18 protein-coding genes, 1 rRNA gene and 1 riboswitch (1 of these 20 only partly in view) are annotated in these 17,463 nt (G+C 48.7%); of the genes, 2 read left to right on the forward strand and 17 right to left on the reverse strand.

What is annotated here, in order from left to right:
* Positions 1-200: 200 nt before the first annotated feature.
* From yabG to JOE45_RS15040, 6 genes are all read right to left on the reverse strand, one after another.
* Entirely contained in the window at positions 201-1,088 is an 888-nt protein-coding gene (gene yabG / locus JOE45_RS15015) for a sporulation peptidase YabG (protein WP_210019472.1), read from the reverse strand.
* 84 nt (positions 1,089-1,172) lie between these two features.
* Complete coding sequence (gene rsmA, locus JOE45_RS15020; protein ID WP_210019471.1) at positions 1,173-2,099, reverse strand: 16S rRNA (adenine(1518)-N(6)/adenine(1519)-N(6))-dimethyltransferase RsmA; 927 nt, start codon at positions 2,097-2,099, stop codon at positions 1,173-1,175.
* Positions 2,096-2,650: a ribonuclease M5 gene (gene rnmV / locus JOE45_RS15025; protein WP_210019470.1), complete on the reverse strand. Its 555-nt coding sequence runs from the start codon at positions 2,648-2,650 to the stop codon at positions 2,096-2,098. Before rnmV ends, rsmA begins: the two co-directional genes overlap by 4 nt.
* A 108-nt stretch (positions 2,651-2,758) precedes the next feature.
* Positions 2,759-3,898, reverse strand: coding sequence for a 3D domain-containing protein (locus JOE45_RS15030; RefSeq protein ID WP_210019469.1), 1,140 nt, complete (start codon positions 3,896-3,898; stop codon positions 2,759-2,761).
* A 275-nt stretch (positions 3,899-4,173) separates the two neighbouring features.
* A riboswitch (cyclic di-AMP (ydaO/yuaA leader) is annotated at positions 4,174-4,359 on the reverse strand.
* Between the two features lie 223 nt (positions 4,360-4,582).
* The gene (locus JOE45_RS15035) at positions 4,583-5,350 is read right to left on the reverse strand and encodes a TatD family hydrolase (protein ID WP_210019468.1); all 768 of its coding nucleotides are present in this window, start codon (positions 5,348-5,350) and stop codon (positions 4,583-4,585) included.
* 37 nt (positions 5,351-5,387) lie between these two features.
* Positions 5,388-6,674, reverse strand: a complete 1,287-nt coding sequence (locus tag JOE45_RS15040; protein ID WP_210019467.1) for an HD domain-containing protein — start codon at positions 6,672-6,674, stop codon at positions 5,388-5,390.
* A gap of 384 nt (positions 6,675-7,058) precedes the next feature.
* On the opposite strand from JOE45_RS15040, the gene JOE45_RS15045 reads away from it, so the two are divergent.
* Positions 7,059-7,313, forward strand: a complete 255-nt coding sequence (locus tag JOE45_RS15045) for an AbrB/MazE/SpoVT family DNA-binding domain-containing protein (protein ID WP_010501678.1) — start codon at positions 7,059-7,061, stop codon at positions 7,311-7,313.
* 425 nt (positions 7,314-7,738) lie between these two features.
* Here the strand turns inward: JOE45_RS15045 and rsmI are convergent, their stop codons facing one another.
* The 10 genes from rsmI to JOE45_RS15095 form a co-directional block, all read right to left on the reverse strand.
* Positions 7,739-8,626, reverse strand: coding sequence for a 16S rRNA (cytidine(1402)-2'-O)-methyltransferase (rsmI, locus tag JOE45_RS15050; protein WP_210023284.1), 888 nt, complete (start codon positions 8,624-8,626; stop codon positions 7,739-7,741).
* A complete protein-coding gene (locus JOE45_RS15055; protein WP_210019466.1) occupies positions 8,623-9,411 on the reverse strand; it encodes a tRNA1(Val) (adenine(37)-N6)-methyltransferase in 789 nt (262 codons plus the stop codon). The genes rsmI and JOE45_RS15055 overlap by 4 nt, the downstream gene beginning before the upstream one ends.
* A 62-nt stretch (positions 9,412-9,473) precedes the next feature.
* Positions 9,474-9,857 carry an initiation control protein YabA gene (locus tag JOE45_RS15060; protein WP_210019465.1) on the reverse strand — a complete coding sequence of 128 codons (384 nt, stop codon included), beginning with the start codon at positions 9,855-9,857 and terminating at the stop codon, positions 9,474-9,476.
* Between the two features lie 37 nt (positions 9,858-9,894).
* Positions 9,895-10,698: a PSP1 domain-containing protein gene (locus JOE45_RS15065; RefSeq protein ID WP_210019464.1), complete on the reverse strand. Its 804-nt coding sequence runs from the start codon at positions 10,696-10,698 to the stop codon at positions 9,895-9,897.
* A gap of 2 nt (positions 10,699-10,700) precedes the next feature.
* Positions 10,701-11,678, reverse strand: a complete 978-nt coding sequence (gene holB / locus JOE45_RS15070; protein WP_210019463.1) for a DNA polymerase III subunit delta' — start codon at positions 11,676-11,678, stop codon at positions 10,701-10,703.
* A gap of 24 nt (positions 11,679-11,702) precedes the next feature.
* Positions 11,703-12,149 (reverse strand): YaaR family protein, encoded by a 447-nt coding sequence (locus JOE45_RS15075; protein WP_210019462.1) that lies wholly within the window; start codon positions 12,147-12,149, stop codon positions 11,703-11,705.
* A gap of 20 nt (positions 12,150-12,169) precedes the next feature.
* Entirely contained in the window at positions 12,170-12,499 is a 330-nt protein-coding gene (locus JOE45_RS15080) for a cyclic-di-AMP receptor (RefSeq protein WP_210019461.1), read from the reverse strand.
* 126 nt (positions 12,500-12,625) lie between these two features.
* Positions 12,626-13,264 carry a dTMP kinase gene (tmk, locus tag JOE45_RS15085; RefSeq protein ID WP_210019460.1) on the reverse strand — a complete coding sequence of 213 codons (639 nt, stop codon included), beginning with the start codon at positions 13,262-13,264 and terminating at the stop codon, positions 12,626-12,628.
* 12 nt (positions 13,265-13,276) lie between these two features.
* Positions 13,277-14,761: an aminotransferase class I/II-fold pyridoxal phosphate-dependent enzyme gene (locus JOE45_RS15090; RefSeq protein WP_210019459.1), complete on the reverse strand. Its 1,485-nt coding sequence runs from the start codon at positions 14,759-14,761 to the stop codon at positions 13,277-13,279.
* A gap of 101 nt (positions 14,762-14,862) precedes the next feature.
* On the reverse strand, positions 14,863-15,060 hold the full coding sequence (locus tag JOE45_RS15095) for a sigma factor G inhibitor Gin (protein WP_210023283.1): 198 nt from the start codon (positions 15,058-15,060) through the stop codon (positions 14,863-14,865).
* A 175-nt stretch (positions 15,061-15,235) separates the two neighbouring features.
* Between JOE45_RS15095 and JOE45_RS15100 the strand changes: the two genes are divergently transcribed.
* Complete coding sequence (locus JOE45_RS15100; protein WP_210019458.1) at positions 15,236-15,772, forward strand: hypothetical protein; 537 nt, start codon at positions 15,236-15,238, stop codon at positions 15,770-15,772.
* 151 nt (positions 15,773-15,923) lie between these two features.
* On the opposite strand, the gene JOE45_RS15105 is transcribed toward JOE45_RS15100, so the two are convergent.
* A 23S ribosomal RNA gene (locus JOE45_RS15105) occupies positions 15,924-17,463 on the reverse strand; it runs 1,382 nt beyond the window's last position.

A 17,463-nucleotide genomic window follows, 5' to 3' on the forward strand; every position in this document is an offset into this window, starting at 1 on the left:
ATAACCCATCAAAGGTAGTATGTCAATTTAGGCCGAATATTATATCAATCACACAAACATATTGTCAATGAATTTTTTCCTTTATTTTCGTAGGAAAAGCATCGTACCCTTCTGTTCCCGTTCACATAATTGTCAATTTTAACCCAGCTTGTTTTGATGTTCTAAAACTATTCAAAAAAAGAAAAAGCACCTTCCGGCGCTTAGGTTTGACTTGCGTATTGAATTTTGGGCACGCCCCGTCGATAGTTTCCACGGGATTCAATGCCGCCAAGCCCTTCTAAGCCACTGTGCGTAAGTCCGATTACATCTATGATATTTACAGTATCCCGAATGGGCGTATAAGCTACTTTAGCTGCAATACAGAGCGGGTCAAGCGCATGAATTAACACACGTGCGGGGGAGCTCGCATAATTGGCCCCTGCCTGCAGAAGCGCTTCAAAATGAGATTGACACGCGCCGGCGATAATGGTTAGAGCGTCGAGATTTCTCTCATACTGCCTGGCTACGCGCACCGCATTCACAAAATTATGCGAATTTTTATAACTGCTAAGTGCGGAAATATCTGCCGCGGCCCGATGCTTCAAAATGCCATCATGGCCGGTAATGACTACAATATCCGGCTTGATTTGCGGCAGCAGGCGATACAGAGCATCAGCCATCTGGGCTTCCGTCACGTAATATCCTTCGGCCGGTACCCGAAGCTCTCCATATAGGCCCATGCATTTGCGCAGATAAACCGGATCCCCATCCAAGTGCAGAACTTTACCCGGTACGTCAAAATAAGCCGGGCGCGTTTTGGGGGAGGCCCCCGGGCTTGCTTTTCCTTGCCAGCTATCCCCTTGATACGGGGCTGATGGAGCAAGTGAACCGTTTGTGCGTCTCATGGCATCCATCCATTTCGGACGCATCATACCCGTATATTGAAAAGGATCGAGCTGCGGCATGGATTCCAAATCCGGAAGCGGAGCGTCGGCCAGGAGCCGAAGCTCCACTCCACGGAGCACCGCCTGCTGTTGCCTAATTTCCTGTATTCTGAAAACAATGTCACCACCATACGACTTACGAGTGACCAGGTCTCCCTGTTTCATGGCTGCATCGCCTCCTCGTCTATCGTATGGCGGTCATGGGCAAATGGTGCATATGCTCTGCCCATGCGGCTCAATCATTGGCGCTTAACTGGAGCGTAAAGCACGCGCAAGATTTTGGCTTAGGACTGCGTATTCCTGTATGGACAATGTTTCGCCGCGACGGGAAGGCTCGATGCCTGATTCTTGAAGGATGGCTTCCATCCTGCTTTTCGTCTCTTTGGTGAAATATTTCGCCGCCAGATTGTTATAAATCGTTTTGCGCCGCTGCACGAAGCTGGCTTGAACGACTTCAAAGAAGAAGTCCTCATCCTCGACATCCACAGGCGGCTGCTGTCTTACACTCAACTTAATGACTGCCGAATCCACATTCGGTTGGGGGATAAATACGGTACGCGGAACGATGGTCACGACTTCGGGGATACAGTAATACTGTACGGCAATACTAAGGCTGCCGTAGTCCTTGCCTCCAGGCTTTGCCGCCATCCGGTCGGCCACTTCCTTCTGAATCATGACAACGATATTCTCAAGAGGCAGCTTCTCTTCGAGCAGCTTCATGATGATGGGAGTGGTCACATAGTAAGGAAGATTAGCAACTACACTCACCTGCGATACGCCTTGGAAGTGCTTCTCGAATAACTCTTTCAGATCAACCTTAAGCACATCACCATGTACGACGGCAGTATGAGGATAGGGAGACAACGTCTCTTCGAGCATCGGCAGCAGTCGTTGATCGATCTCGACGGCTACTACACGGCCTGCCATCTTGGCCAACTGCTGCGTCAAGGCGCCGATCCCAGGACCGATTTCCAGCGCCCCCTTGTCGGGCTGCAAATCCGCCGCAGAAACGATTTTGTGCAATATATTGTGATCAATAAGGAAATTTTGACCTAAGCTTTTCTTCAAGGTTAAGCCGTACTTCTGCAGCAGCTCTTTGGTTCGTTTCGGCGAAGCAATATCTTCCGGAGAGGCTTGTCCCGTCCCCGCAGTGTCTGTATACCGGTTTGAACTCATGGCTTTTCACCCTCTTTTTCATCCAGATGCCGCCGCGCCGCCTCAAATTCTTCTTTAGTAATTTGAAACATGCGGCAGCGATGGTAGAACTGCTTTCCGTTACAATATCCGATGCCGAGTCGCTTGCCCATCTCGAGCCTTCTCGCGGCTGCAGCCGGGTTAACGATCAGCCCGGCTTCCATCAGATCGTCCCAGTCTATTTCTGTGCCTTGCGCCATATAATCGGTGCGTACATTCGCAAGCGCCGAACGAATCGCTTCCACCGATGCGTTCTCTACTCCGATATCACCACGGCTGGTGGCCGCCTCCTGTGTTAAGAACGCATGCTTACAGCCCGGCACTTCTTTGACGATGATTTTACGTATCCTCTCACCCGCGTGATCAGGGTCCGTAAAAATGATCACGCCTCTTCGCTCCTGGGCGAGCCGGATACGTTTCAGCACTTCTTTATTGATTGCGGAACCGCCAGTTTCGATCGTTTCCGCTTCAACGGCCCGTTTGATTGCGACCGTATCGTCTTTGCCTTCGACAACAATAATCTCTTTGATCATACTATCCGTTCGAACCCTCTTTCGTAACAAGAGAAAAGAAGAGGGACGTTAACCGTACCTCTTCTTGATCTGTTCTATATATGATGAGTCTGCCCTAATTGCCCGTCCTTAATCAACCGACGGTTTCTTTGGACCGATGACATATACGGTCTTGCCTTGTTTTGTACCGAAGCGTACGGCATAATCATGGCTTTCGAAATAAACGTCGATTTTATTCCCCTTGACTGCACCTCCGGTGTCTTCCGCTCTGCGGAAGCCAAGACCTTCAATGTAAACCCACCAGCCCATCGGAATGACTTTGGGATCAACCGCAATCGTGCGACCTTCCGTTACTCTCGCACCTGATGCCGTGATTCCATACTGCGGATGATCGGGATCCTTGCCTGTTGATGCCGGCCCCGCGCTATAAGCAGTCAGTTTCACGTTATTGAGGACCTGCTTAACGTCGAATTTCACTCCGTTTTTGGTCAACTCTTCCATGGTAGGCGAAGACGAAGATAATACCACTACCGGATTCTTCGTTCCGACCGCAATAATTTTTTGAACACTTTCGGTTTGAATCTTTTCATCGACGATTTGTTCGGATACGAGCACACCGTTTTCAAACACTTTTTCCTTCTTCTTGAGAAGAATGCCTTCTTGTCCTTCTTGAACAATCTGCTCTTTGCCTCTGATCAGCTTCGGTTCGTTCTTCTTCACCGTATCGAAAGCGATCGGCTCTTGAATTTCCTCGACATCTTTCTTAATACGGACTATCTTGACTTCGCTATTTTCATCTATCACCGAATCCAATGCGGGCGTCACTTTATCGAGTTCACTAAGTGTGATTTGTAGATCTGCGAACAGTTGTTCCACCGTTTTCCCTGTCGTATATACGGTCTTTGTTTGTCCGCCGTCTGTCAATTGAACTGGTTTGGCTTTCTCGATAATGATTCGGTCTCCCGATTCCATCGAAGCCTCCAGAGAATGCGACACACGGTCGTGTTCGCCGACAGAGATGCCTTGCTCATCCAGTATGCGCTGCAGAACTGATTCTTTCGTCTGGAACGTTTTTTCCGTTCCGTCTACAACGACCGATACGTTTTTGATTGACGTACCGTAAAACATGATCAACAACATGAAAGTCATAGCGAATAATATGAGTGCAATGATCGATATCATACGCAAGTTTTCATGCTTCCATCGCAATGCGAAGGACAAGCTGGATGATCGTCTTTCATGGGTTTGTTCTGGTGTCACAACTCCCACTTGTTCGGTCCTCCTTAAAGCCCCGCCATCCGAGTGTTATGTTGATTTGATCTGACGCGACTATGGTAAAGTTTTTTCTTCTCCAAATTACCAACGTTACTTCAACGGCCTCAGAACCGCACTTCCCCAAAGCCACCTCCCTTGGATCTCATTGTATGAACTGGCTTGGACATTTATCCCATTTTCGGGGAATGCAAAAAAAGTCAGCGGAGAAGAGGAACCTTCCCGTGACTTTTCTCATTTTCCGAAAATGAAAATAGAAGCCGACGACAATCGTTACCTCTCTCAGAACGCTTACGAGGTTAGCTGACGGATTCGGACTTGAGAGTCGCCCTACTCGGGAGCAGCTATCTGCCCCAAGATTCACCCCTTAAAAAACACCCCATTCATCAAACAGCGTAACGTTTGACGTCCGCGATGCGGTTCCCCCGTTCCCTTACGGAACTCAGCGATGTTGGAAATTTGGCAATCGTATGAAGTTAATATTGAGTGTACGATGCGAAGGCTAGAGTTGTAAAGTATACAAACTTTGTAAAAAAGCTTGGTTTTCACTTGTTTTTCGTTAATTTTCGGAAATTATAGAACAAAAACCATCTTTCTCTTCGGCGGGTACGGTTTTAGTCTTGTTTTCTTCGTTTATCTTGTTTTGGATAAAAAAAGGCATGTCCTCTTTTGTGCGATAATTCACTTTATACCAAAAATTGAAACAGCATTCCTTGAGGTAATCTCAGCCAACTCTTCCAGCGAAATGCCTTTGATTTGGGCAGCCGTTTCGGCTACAAGTCGAACATAAGACGACTCGTTTCGCTTGCCCCGATACGGATGGGGAGCGAGATAAGGAGCGTCCGTTTCAATCAGCAGTCGATCCAACGGAACCTTCTCCAGCACTTCCTTGGGCTGCTTTGCATTCTTAAACGTGACAGGTCCGCCGAAAGAGATATAAAAATTCATATCCAGGCACATTTTCGCCGTTTCCCAGCTTCCGGAATAACAATGCATCACGCCGCCGACCTCAGCCGCCTTCTCCTCCCGCAAGATTTGCACGATGTCGTGATGCGCATCCCGGTTATGGATGACGATCGGCATACCGAGCTTACGAGCAATTCGGATTTGTTCCCGAAACACATGGGCTTGTATATCCCTCGGGGACGTGTCCCAATAATAGTCCAACCCGATTTCCCCAATGGCCACCACCTTGTCATGACTGCAAAGCGATTCGATCCACTCCAAATCCTCCTGCGTCATGTCCTTTGCGTCCGTCGGATGCCAACCAACAGTGGAATATATAAAATCATACTGCTCCGCCAAAGCGATAGAGCTAGGAATGGTCTCCCGATTAAATCCGACATTGATCATTCGACGAATTCCGTTCTCTCTTGCCCTCTCAATCACTTCGTGTCGATCTTCATCGAAGGCTTGCGCGTTCAAATGCACATGACTGTCGATCAGCATAGCGTACTCCTTTTTTTCATCATTTTGATGAGTTGATTTAGGATAATCCCAACAGCATCCGGACGTCTGCATCCAGTTCCTCATAATGATTCAGCAGTAATTCATAGGGGTAATACAAATGGAATTTACCCATATGGATGCCGCTGATCGAGCGAACAATCTCCGATCTGCGGGAAATTTCGGTTAATGTATTCTTTGAATCCAGAAGCAATATAGGAAGCTTCTCATCTTGCTCCCCCGGACGGTACACATCATACGATAGATCGGATGGGAAATCAATTTCCATGTAATAATCCGGATTGATGCCAAAGCTTCGCATCAAGCTTCCCAATCGTTCAATCAGCCCGGTATCTAACTGGTCAAATGTTACATATTTGAACAGGCGCCGCTGCAAAAAGCGGGAACATAAATCGGAGAGTATCGGGTCGTTCTCCAAGGACCACTGCATCAGTACGGTTTGCATCAACGCCTCATCCAAGAAATAATATTCCTCTACCGTCAGCTGTTGTTTAAAGAGCTTCAGCAGAGGCGAGATCATGAATTCAAACGGATACCCTTCTTCATGAAGCCGTTTCGCTCTTTGAAAAATGTTATGCAGCACCACTTCCGCACTACGGGTTACCGGGTGAAAATAGACCTGCCAATACATTTGGTACCGTGACATCAAATAATCTTCCACCGCATGCATGCCGCTCTCCTTCACGACAATATGTCCTTGGTAGGGACGCATGACACGAAGAATTCGCTCCAAATCGAAGGTGCCGTAATTTACCCCGGTAAAATAAGCGTCCCGAAGCAAATAATCCATCCGATCGGCGTCCAACTGGCTGGACACGAGACTGACGACGATTTCTCTATGGTAGGTTTTGGCGATGACGTCGGCCACTTGCTGCGGGAATGTTGGTGAGACCCGTTGTAGCACCTCATTGACTTCCGTATCCCCCAGCACGATCCTGCATGACCATTCTTCGTGGTGAGTTCCAAACGTCTTTTCAATGGAATGGGAGAACGGTCCATGTCCTACATCATGCAGCAAAGCAGCACAAAGGCACAGCAGCCCTTCCTCTTTTGGCCAATCCTCGTACTTATTACGCTCAAATTGGGAAATGATTTTGCGGGTGATTTCGTATACGCCGAGTGAATGAGAGAACCTGCTGTGTTCGGCCCCGTGAAAGGTCAGAAAGCATGTGCCGAGTTGACGAATCCGACGCAGCCTCTGAAATTCTTTTGTATTGATCAGATCCCAAATCGTTTGGTCCTGAACATAAATGTACTTATGCACGGGATCCTTGAAGACTTTTTCTTCTTTCATTGGCACGTTCATAGCTTTCCTCCTTGATCATCGGACTTTTTTCGACAAAAAGACCGCATACATTTAATTTTATTGTCGAATAATGTCGAATTTATTTCCCAATACTTACATGCTTTTTTATGTAATCGATTTAAAAACGTGCTGAAGAATCATATTTTAAATGACGAAATTGCCGAAAAAGTGTGTCCCACTTCACATTTTTTCTTTGTTTTTCCTTATGATATAACAAATATAGAGCCATATTCCATATAATAACAGAAATTATTTCATTTTTCTTGTTGACTATTTTGGGAATGGTTGGTATCATATTGATAAAGAATTATGTCGAATCATGACGATTAATTTTCTTCCGCTATGCTTTATACTTCTAGCTTCTTTGAGAGGGGAAATTTTACAATGATGAAATCTACTGGTATCGTTAGAAAAGTCGATGAATTGGGTCGTGTCGTTATTCCGATTGAACTTCGCAGAACTTTAGGCATCGGTGAGAAAGACGCTCTGGAAATTTATGTAGACGGAGAGCGTATCATGTTAAAGAAATATGAGCCTGCGTGTATCTTCTGTGGTAACGCAGAAAATGTCTCTTACTTCAAAGGAAAAATTGTTTGTCACGAATGTTTATCTGAAATGCCAATACCTGTGACAAAATAAAAAAAATAAGGTATAATGAAGATAGTAATTTTACCAATGGTAATTCTAACCTTTTTCATATCTCCTCTATAACCCCGATTCGTGGTCTCCACGGTTTGGGGTTCTTTTTTTCATCCCCCTAAATCCCCCTTCCAAGGGGGACCCCAAGGGCGGCTGCCCCTGGACCCCGCTAGGCGCCTTGATGGTAGGTTCAGTGGGAGGAGCGCTCTGTTTGGGATCACCTCTTGGCATGAGATGATCGGGCACACGCTTGATTGCGGCGTTCTTCCGTTGGAGTGCATGTGCGGACTTGTGGCGCGTGTTGGAGTTACGCCCCGCCGTGGAGACGCACCCGAGGCAAGCCTCGACAGCTCTTGTTCGGGAAGAGAGAGCTCGCTGCTACGGCAGCATCGCAAGATCACAGGCAACGACAAACTATTTCCTGATCAACTGCCCTGATGGAGTAAATTATATAGCTCGCGCTTCGGGACGCCGCGGTCTTGGGCGGCGCGCCGAAGCGCCTCTTTGTGGTCAAGGCCTTCGGCTTCGTATTTCTCTACATGCTCTTGAGGCGTTATGCTGGTCCACCATGCGGTGTCATCTCCCTCAGAGCCTTCACCACCGCCGCGAAGAACTAGACAGTACTCGCCCTGCGGCGGGTGCTCGTCCAAATGAGCGAGGCATTCCCCGATGGTTCCGCGAATGGCTTCCTCATACTTTTTGGTGAGCTCCCGGATTAGGCCAATTTCACGATCCTCACCAAGAACCTCCGCCATAACAGTTAACGTTTTGACTACCCGGTGAGGAGATTCGTAGCAGATTACTGTACCCGGCTCCCGCTTTAGTGCGGTGAGTTCCTTCTCCAATGGTTTTTTGTCTCGCGGCAGAAAGCCCACGAAAGTAAACCGCTCTGTCGGCAACCCCGACATGATCAGCGCGGAGAGTGCTGCGTTCGCACCAGGAATGGGTATGACGTCTACTCCGGAATCAATAGCCAGCCTAACCAAATCTGCGCCGGGATCGCAAATGGCCGGTAGCCCTGCATCGCTCACCAGTGCAATCGAATCGCCCGCTTGCATGAGACGCACCAGCTCCGGTCCGCTCGCATGCTTATTATGCTCATGGTAACTGACCATCCGTGTGGCAATGTCGAAGTGCGTGAGCAGCTTACGGGTTTGCCGAGTATCCTCGGCAGCGATCCACTGCACTTCCTGCAGCACGCGAACCGCACGATATGTCATATCCTCCAGGTTGCCGATCGGCGTTCCTACCAAATACAATTTTCCGCGCTGCTGTCCATCGTCATGGTAACTCTTTTGTATGTTCAAGGTTATCTATTCCTTCTATTATATATATTTCCTGTATAAGCAAGTGTATCCCGTTGGCCATAGTACACCTCGAACAGCTCATCGGTGTATTCCTTTTCATTCTTGTACACAATCAGCGGCGGCAGCATGCGCACCTCAGGCTTGCCATCACGCAGCGCTTCAATCAACACCATGTTGGCTTCGGCATCTGCACGCGGATGAACAAATCGAATCCGTTTCGGCTCCAACCGATATTGCCGCATCGTGCAGCAAATATCCACCAAACGGCTTGGTCTATGCACCATCGCCACCCGACCGCCGCTGCGAACAAGCCTGCTGCTTACCCTCAGTACATCATCAAGCGTACAGTGTACCTCATGCCGGGCTGCAGCGACATGAGCATTCACGTTCTGCTCCCCGTTTGGAACGGGTAGATAAGGCGGATTGACGGTTACCAGATCAAATCCCCCATGACCTAGGTCATCGGGGGCGTTACGCAAGTCACCATGGATCATCGTGATTTGGTTTTCCAATCCGTTTAACAGCACATTCCGTTTTCCCATATCGGCGAGACGTTCTTGAATCTCCACTCCGGTAATCGCCCCACGTGTTCGCGTCGTCAGCAGCAGTGGAATAACACCGTTCCCTGAACACAAGTCGACTATGCTCCCTCTATGAGGAACCGAACAAAACCTCGCCAACAGAACGGCATCCATCGAAAAACTGAACACCTCGTCGCTTTGAATGATTTTCAATTGTTGGGTTAACAAATCGTCAATCCGCTCATATTCATATATCGGTACTTGTTCCAACCTTAAACTCCTCTTTCCTTCAAAAAAACCGTAGAGAAGTCAATCCTCCCTACGGTTCGCATTTATTTATTTAAGAAAGACATGCAGAACAGACAATCGCCTTCCGTTCGCAAATGCCCATAATTAACGTTACAAATGTGGAATCCTTCGTGATAGATGCGGGCCAGATTGTCATAGCCTTCACCGGTAGGTTCTTTGATCAAAACGGAGGCGGCCGCAGTATCCGCACTTGCATCCGCACCGTTACCTTCCGTCTTAAGAGCAGGAGTGATAGGCTCCGTCTCTTTCTTCAACAACTTGCGCAGCTGCTGATTTTCAATTCCCAGCCGCTTATTTTCCTCTAGCAGTTCGATGATTTGCCGCTTTAAAGATCCGAGCTCGGAATGCAAGGCACCCGTTTGCTCTTCCAACTGTTCGATTTGTACGAATAAATCTCTCTTATTCACTCTTTCTTCACCTCAAGCCGCAGAAGCAGCGAATCGCTTAATGCTGCTCCACCACATCATCCAAAGGAAGATCCATTACTTTTTTCAGATCAAAAACCTGTACTTTTGCTGTACGCTCGGCCACGTTCAAAGAGATCAACCTTCCGTTCCCGAACGATGTAACCACTTCACTGCCTACACGAGGTAGGTCGTCCTTGGCACTTTCGTAATTATCATGCTCATATTTCAAGCAGCACATTAATCGACCGCATAAGCCCGATATTTTGGTCGGGTTGAGCGACAAATTCTGATCTTTGGCCATCTTGATCGACACCGGCTCAAAATCTCCCAAGAAGGAGGAGCAGCAAAGAATTCGCCCGCAGGGCCCGATACCGCCCAGCATCTTGGCTTCGTCCCTGACTCCAATCTGACGAAGCTCAATCCTCGTCCGGAAAATCCCGGCCAGATCCTTCACCAGCTCGCGGAAATCAACTCGACCTTCAGCAGTAAAATAAAAAATGATTTTATTGCGATCAAATGTATATTCAACATCCACTAACTTCATACGAAGCTGATGATCTTTAATCTTCTCCTGGCAAACAGTAAATGCATTATGGGCCGCCTGCTTATTATCCTCAACCAGCTTGGCGTCCTGCTGGTCTGCGATGCGGATAACCTTCTTCAGCGGAAGGACCACATCGGACTCTCCTACTGTCCTGCGACCGATCACGACCTTTCCGTATTCGACACCACGAGCCGTTTCTACGATAACAGCGCTATCTTGATCGACCGGAAGATCACTTGGATCAAAGTAATAAATTTTACCCGCTTTTTTGAAGCGAACACCTACAACGGAGAACAATCCTACACCCCCTTAAGCTTCATAAATATATTTTCCAGCGCTAGCTGGGAATTGGCATGAAACCGCAATCGTTTCTGCGTCTCTACCGCCTCTTCAAGACAGGCGATCCAATGTTCCATTGGGTAAGATAATGCTTGCTTCGACATCCAATCGACCTGATCTGAAAAGACCAGCCCTTCCCTGCTGCCGATACCCAGCTGTACCATATCCTTGAGCCACAAAATGAGCATATCCATAAATCTTGGCAATTGCTCGGAAAACTCGCCCTTCGCTAGCTTCTGCTGTGCGGTCAGCAGAGCGGCAGGCAGACGGGTCAAGCTTTCCCTTACTAATTGTATCACTAGGTTTCGGAGTTCTGCAAACCCATTTCCTTGAATCAGCCCACGAGCAGCTTCAGTTCCCGCCGCCATATGCACAGCCACTTGTACCAGAACGGCCGGATGTCCTTCCTGAAGCAGTGTCTTTTGCATTTCGCTTCGACCGATCGGCACAAAGGGAATCCATTGCGATCTGGAGCGGATCGTCGGCAGCAGGGCTTGTCCGTTATCCGTAATCAAAATGGCCACAACCTGGGATGTTGGCTCCTCCAAAAATTTAAGCAAGCTGTTGGAAGCCTGCACTGTCATTTTATCGGCATCCTCGATAACATACATCTTGATTCCGGAAGCAGATGCCCGATAAGCGAACTGCTTCTGAAGTTCGCGGATCTGTTCAATCTTAATGGAAGCCCCATCGGGTTTCACCTCATGCAGATCGGGATGATTGCCATGCTCCACCTTGCGGCAGTCCAAGCATTCACCGCAGGCATCATCCGGCAGCACCTTGCAATAAACCGCTTGTGCAAAAGCTTTCGCCATCGCCCTTCTTCCCGTCCCGGACGGTCCTGTGAAAATATAAGCATGCGATATTTTATCCGTTCTTAGACTGTTTTGCAAAATACGTTTTACACGTTCCTGTCCTGCTATGGATTGAAAAGACATGCCTGTCTATATTCCTTTCCGCTATTAAAAAGACAAATTGATCAGGATGCCGCGAATCTCGCCGACTTTCTGGAGCAGGTCAATGTGTCCTTGCTCCGTTTCCAGCATATCCTCGGCCATACCCAGCAGCTCCCGGTCAATCTCCTCAAGAATCTTGTACCGTTTAGTTCTGCCACGCCGATCCCATCCGCGCGTCTCACGGAGTTGTACGCCGCGACGCGCGGTTTCCTCTAAGAACTGCTTGACGAGCAGTTTATACTGCCGCAGCTCCCGGATGGTCATCGACTTGACAAGCCGCTGCCCCTGCTGCTCAATCTGCTGCAGAATGCGCTGAAGCTGCTCCCGGGTAGCTCTTCCGTCCTGCTGCTGCATCATGTCGCTAAACGACTTCTGTTGAAGCTGCTGGGATGAATGGTTCTCGCTGCGTATGATTTCTTTACCGAAAGGCCGCCAGCCCGGGTTAATTTTCACATGATTCGCATCCTTTTTTCTTAGAAGTGTTCAAATCGCTCGATCGGAAGCACGAATACCGCGGCTCCACCCACCTGAACCTCAACTGGGAAAGGAATATACGAATCTGTAGTTCCTCCCATCGGAGATACCGGAGTCACCATTTGCTCCCTGATTTTGCAGTTCGCATTAATGACCTGGAGCGCTTCATTCACCCTCTCGTCTTCTGTACCGATCATGAAGGTCGTGTTCCCTGCGCGCAAAAAACCTCCTGTGCTTGCCAGCTTTGTAGCCCGAAAACCTTCTTTAACCAGTGCGTTCGACAATCGGTTACTGTCTTTGTCCTGCACAACGGCGATAACTAGCTTCATACATCCAGCCTCCTTTGCCAAATGAATGATAAATCCTCTTGCTACATTAATAATTAGACAAGGAGTAGAGCAATTCCTTCTATTATATAATATAGGCTCAATTTTCTATCATTTTGTTTATTTATATTATACTCTCCTTCGAAGATTTTGGTTCACGATTTGCTTCAGCTGCCGAAGTACTTCATCCAGCCCTTTCTCCGCATCCAACCTTATCATCCGCTCAGGAAAACGCTCCAGCAATTGCATATAGCCTTCCCTTACTTTATGGTGAAAAGACATGGATTCCAAATCAAGCCGATTGATCTCCCGTCCTAGATCCGCACGAATTCGGGCAAGCCCTATTTCAGGCCGCACATCCATAAAAAGAGTAAGGTCCGGCATCCAATCCCCGATGGCAAAACGATTCACAGCCATTACATCTTCCATTCCTAGGCCCCGGGCATACCCTTGGTAAGCCAAGCTGCTGTCGATAAACCGGTCGCACACCACAACCTTGCCCGCCTGCAAAGCCGGAATCACCTTCTCCACCAAATGCTGACGTCGGGCCGCCGCATAAAGCAGCGCCTCGGTATGAGCATCCATTGCTGTATGGCTCTTGTCCAAAATAACGTCGCGAATTTGCTCTGCAATCGGAATACCTCCCGGTTCGCGGGTCGATACCACTTCATAGCCTTGTTCAACCACCTGATCTATAATAGCGCTGATCGCCGATGTTTTACCGGCCCCTTCGCCGCCTTCCACCGTTATAAAAAAACCTTGTCGCACGTTTCCGTCTCCTTATTCTCCCGCTTGATAAACCGGAACTCTTCCGGACTTCGCAACATCATACCCATGGAACCGTGAACCTAGAATTACAAGACGCTCTAAGTAGACCGCTGTACGCTTAGTGATTCGCTCACCCGGATACAGAACCGGTATCCCCGGAGGATATGGAACGATCATCTCCGCTGCTTTACGCCCTGCGGATCCGGCAACCGGTATCATTTCCACCTCTTCTATTTCTTCCTCTATCTGGTTCCAACCAAATGCTACAGGCTCGGAGATGCTCCCTTCCATAGCCGCGCTTTCTACCTGCGCAAAGACCCCCTCTGACGAAAGAAGACCTTCCGTAGCCTTATCAATCTCTGCAAGCGCATCGGCGAGACGTTTCACATCCTTAACCGTACTGGCTAAGGTAAACACGCAAAGCACGTGCTTCGGGTCCGCCAACTCAGGATAACAGCCGTGAAGTTCCAATTGCTCTTTTATGGCATAGCCTGAGAGTTTATCCGATGCATCGCTAAGCACTAGCTTGAAGAAATCCTGTCTGAATCCCTCAGATAACAGGCTATCCGGTATCTCCCATACCTTCCACCGCCGCTGCTCGGAGATCCACACGCGAATGTCTTTTATCGTTTGCATGCTTTGCTTCATAAGCTCCATCCCCTGCTCCGCCAACAATCGCCGGCTTAAATCAAGGCTGGCCATGATCGGATAAGAAGGGCTGGAGCTTTGCAGCATGGCTAATGCTTTCCTAAGCAGACGTCGGTTCAACCGTTCACCCTGCAGATGAACCATGGCTCCCATCGTCATCGCGGTCAGCATTTTGTGAGTGGACTGCACCACGGCGTCGGCACCTGCAGCCAAGGCCGATGATGGCAAAGCAGGATGAAAGCCAAAATGGGCGCCGTGCGCTTCATCGACAAGCAGAAGCTTTCCACGGCTATGCAAAAGCTTGGCTAAAGAACTCAGATCTGCAGCTAGCCCATAATAGCTTGGATTCGTAACGAAAAGTGCCTTTGCTTCGGGGTAGCGGTTCAGGCCATCTTCCACATCCTGAAGACGGAGTCCAATGGTAAGCCCTGTATGTTCATCGTACCGGGGTGTAATAAATACAGCCCTTGCTCCGGCAAGCGTAAGCCCGTGAATGACCGACTTATGCACATCCCTCTGCACGATTAGTAAATCTCCCGGACGGCATACAGCCATGATCATGGCCAGATTCCCTGCCGTGCTTCCACCCACCAAAAATAACGTTTCCTCCGCACCGAAGCAATCGGCCGCCAGTTCCTGGGCCTCTTTAATCGCCCCTTCCGGATGGTGAAGATCGTCAAGACCAGGAATTTCTGTAAGGTCAATGTTGAGCATGCCCCCATAATGTTCCCACGCTCCCGGATAAACGCTCTCTCTTGATTTGTGGCCAGGTACATGAAGGCTTACCGCATTCCTCCGCGAATGCGCGGCGAGCTTCTCGAAGAGGGGCGCTCTGTGATGTAATTGCATGAAAATCCTCATTTCGCAAACCGATATTACACGTATTGTACCAAACAAAAAAGCCCACTTCCATCCTTATTCAGGACAAAATGAGCCGTTGATTTGAAGGTTCAGGCATTTTTTTTATAAATGATTTGTTTCATTTGATGTATGAAAAACGGGTATTTAGGATCGCTTACATCCGTTCGGACCATCTCAGTCTCACAATCCTCACATATGAATTCTGATATAATCATGATGCCTTGTTTTTTGTCTTGTCCGCAGATGATGCAGGGTCCTGTACATTCGTGCTGCAGCGCATCGCCCATTCCAATCACCTCTATTCTTTTATCTATCAGTATGTCCGATTCTCTCAAGATTAAACCGTCCTGAACTATTTTTATGTGATTGATGCTTTTCCGGTGCATAATTCCTTATAATTTTATTATATCCTACCGATATAATGTATTGGATCAATAATACGATAGACAGGTGGATGCAGCCTTGAATAGTTTCAATAAACCAAATGAAAGAGCCTTGTCCAAAGATTCGACCATCTATCACTATCGTCTGCTCAAAAGAATACATCGTAACCCTTTGTATCTCTATATCTACTGGTCTGTCCTCGCCATTGTGACGGCTTTGTCGTTATTTCTGCTTGAGCCTGTACCGACCTTGGCAGGTTTTGTCAGTGTGCCTATCCTTCACGCTTTTATTCTTCGCTTACTCCTTCAGACCAAAGAAGGGCAAGCACCCAAATCATGGAGATGGTCACTGCGATTTCCATGGCTTGGATACGTACCCCGCAGCTATATTTCCTTAGCAAAAGTTTGCCGGCTTCATCTTCAAGCGCTATGGATCATCATCGTTATCCTAGGATGCTTCTATCCATGGCTAGCACCTGTTTTCTTAGCCTACCTACTGTTCATCCATGTTTGGCTTCTACTTCCACGTCTCCTGCTTCTTTACTTGCTTCGAGCCCATATGTCCAATGGTTATTTGATAATTAATGAAAACGACACGTCCTGCTATGCCCAGTAGCGGGTCGTTCGATTCATCTCTGCTTATTGCAAATGGAGCAGCTTATGATCACTATTTTATATAACGAAAAGCCATCGTTCGTTAGTCGAACGATGGCTTTACTTATTCCCTGAAAACTGGATCGAAACAAAGCATGCTGAAGTTCATGTATTTGGATAAGCCCTCGACCGATTAGTATTCGTCAGCTCCACACGTTGCCGCGCTTCCACCCCGAACCTATCAACCTCGTCGTCTACAAGGGGTCTTACTAATTGGGAAATCTCATCTTGAGGGGGGCTTCACGCTTAGATGCTTTCAGCGCTTATCCCTTCCGTACTTAGCTATCCAGCCGTGCCTCTGGCGAGACAACTGGTACACCAGCGGTACGTCCATCCCGGTCCTCTCGTACTAAGGACAGCTCCTCTCAAATTTCCTACGCCCACGACAGATAGGGACCGAACTGTCTCACGACGTTCTGAACCCAGCTCGCGTACCGCTTTAATGGGCGAACAGCCCAACCCTTGGGACCTACTTCAGCCCCAGGATGCGATGAGCCGACATCGAGGTGCCAAACCTCCCCGTCGATGTGGACTCTTGGGGGAGATAAGCCTGTTATCCCCAGGGTAGCTTTTATCCGTTGAGCGATGGCCCTTCCATACGGTACCACCGGATCACTAAGCCCGACTTTCGTCCCTGCTCGACCTGTTTGTCTCGCAGTCAAGCTCCCTTATGCCTTTGCACTCTTCGAATGATTTCCAACCATTCTGAGGGAACCTTAGGGCGCCTCCGTTACTCTTTAGGAGGCGACCGCCCCAGTCAAACTGCCCACCTGACACTGTCCCCATACCGGATCACGGTACCAGGTTAGAACTCCGATACGATCAGGGTGGTATCCCAACGTCGCCTCCACACAAGCTGGCGCTCATGCTTCTCAGGCTCCCACCTATCCTGTACAGATCGTACCAAAGTCCAATATCAAGCTGCAGTAAAGCTCCATGGGGTCTTTCCGTCTTGTCGCGGGTAACCTGCATCTTCACAGGTATTAAAATTTCACCGGATCTCTCGTCGAGACAGCGCCCAAGTCGTTACGCCATTCGTGCGGGTCAGAATTTACCTGACAAGGAATTTCGCTACCTTAGGACCGTTATAGTTACGGCCGCCGTTTACTGGGGCTTCGGTTCACAGCTTCGGATTGCTCCTAACCGCTCCCCTTAACCTTCCAGCACCGGGCAGGCGTCAGCCCGTATACTTCGCCTTGCGGCTTCGCACAGACCTGTGTTTTTGCTAAACAGTCGCTTGGGCCTTTTCACTGCGGCCCCCTCGGGCTATTCACCCTACCGAGGCACCCCTTCTCCCGAAGTTACGGGGTCATTTTGCCGAGTTCCTTAACGAGAGTTCTTCCGCGCGCCTTAGCATGCTCTGCTCGCCTACCTGTGTCGGTTTGCGGTACGGGCACCTTCTCCCTGGCTAGAGGCTTTTCTTGGCAGCCTGAACTCATGACCTTCGGTACTGTAATTTTCCCTCCCCATCACAGCTTAGCCTTAATGATGTGCGGATTTGCCTACACATCAGCCTTACTGCTTGGACGAGCATCCATCAGCTCGCGTCACTATCCTTCTGCGTCACCCCATTGCTCATAACGGTTCACGGTGGTACAGGAATTTCAACCTGTTGTCCTTCGACTACGCCTTTCGGCCTCGCCTTAGGTCCCG

The organism is Paenibacillus sp. PvR098 (assembly GCF_017833255.1).
Taxonomy (GTDB): Bacteria; Bacillota; Bacilli; order Paenibacillales; family NBRC-103111; genus Paenibacillus_G.

Coding starts and splice junctions, on each gene's coding strand:
- JOE45_RS15080 (WP_210019461.1), bottom strand. CDS start 12,499: ATGAAGCTAGTTATCGCCGTTGTGCAGGACAAAGACAGTAACCGATTG.
- JOE45_RS15095 (WP_210023283.1), bottom strand. CDS start 15,060: ATGGGCGATGCGCTGCAGCACGAATGTACAGGACCCTGCATCATCTGC.
- JOE45_RS15040 (WP_210019467.1), bottom strand. CDS start 6,674: ATGAACGTGCCAATGAAAGAAGAAAAAGTCTTCAAGGATCCCGTGCAT.
- JOE45_RS15035 (WP_210019468.1), bottom strand. CDS start 5,350: ATGCTGATCGACAGTCATGTGCATTTGAACGCGCAAGCCTTCGATGAA.
- JOE45_RS15090 (WP_210019459.1), bottom strand. CDS start 14,761: ATGCAATTACATCACAGAGCGCCCCTCTTCGAGAAGCTCGCCGCGCAT.
- JOE45_RS15045 (WP_010501678.1), top strand. CDS start 7,059: ATGATGAAATCTACTGGTATCGTTAGAAAAGTCGATGAATTGGGTCGT.
- rsmA (WP_210019471.1), bottom strand. CDS start 2,099: ATGAGTTCAAACCGGTATACAGACACTGCGGGGACGGGACAAGCCTCT.
- rnmV (WP_210019470.1), bottom strand. CDS start 2,650: ATGATCAAAGAGATTATTGTTGTCGAAGGCAAAGACGATACGGTCGCA.
- holB (WP_210019463.1), bottom strand. CDS start 11,678: ATGTCTTTTCAATCCATAGCAGGACAGGAACGTGTAAAACGTATTTTG.
- yabG (WP_210019472.1), bottom strand. CDS start 1,088: ATGAAACAGGGAGACCTGGTCACTCGTAAGTCGTATGGTGGTGACATT.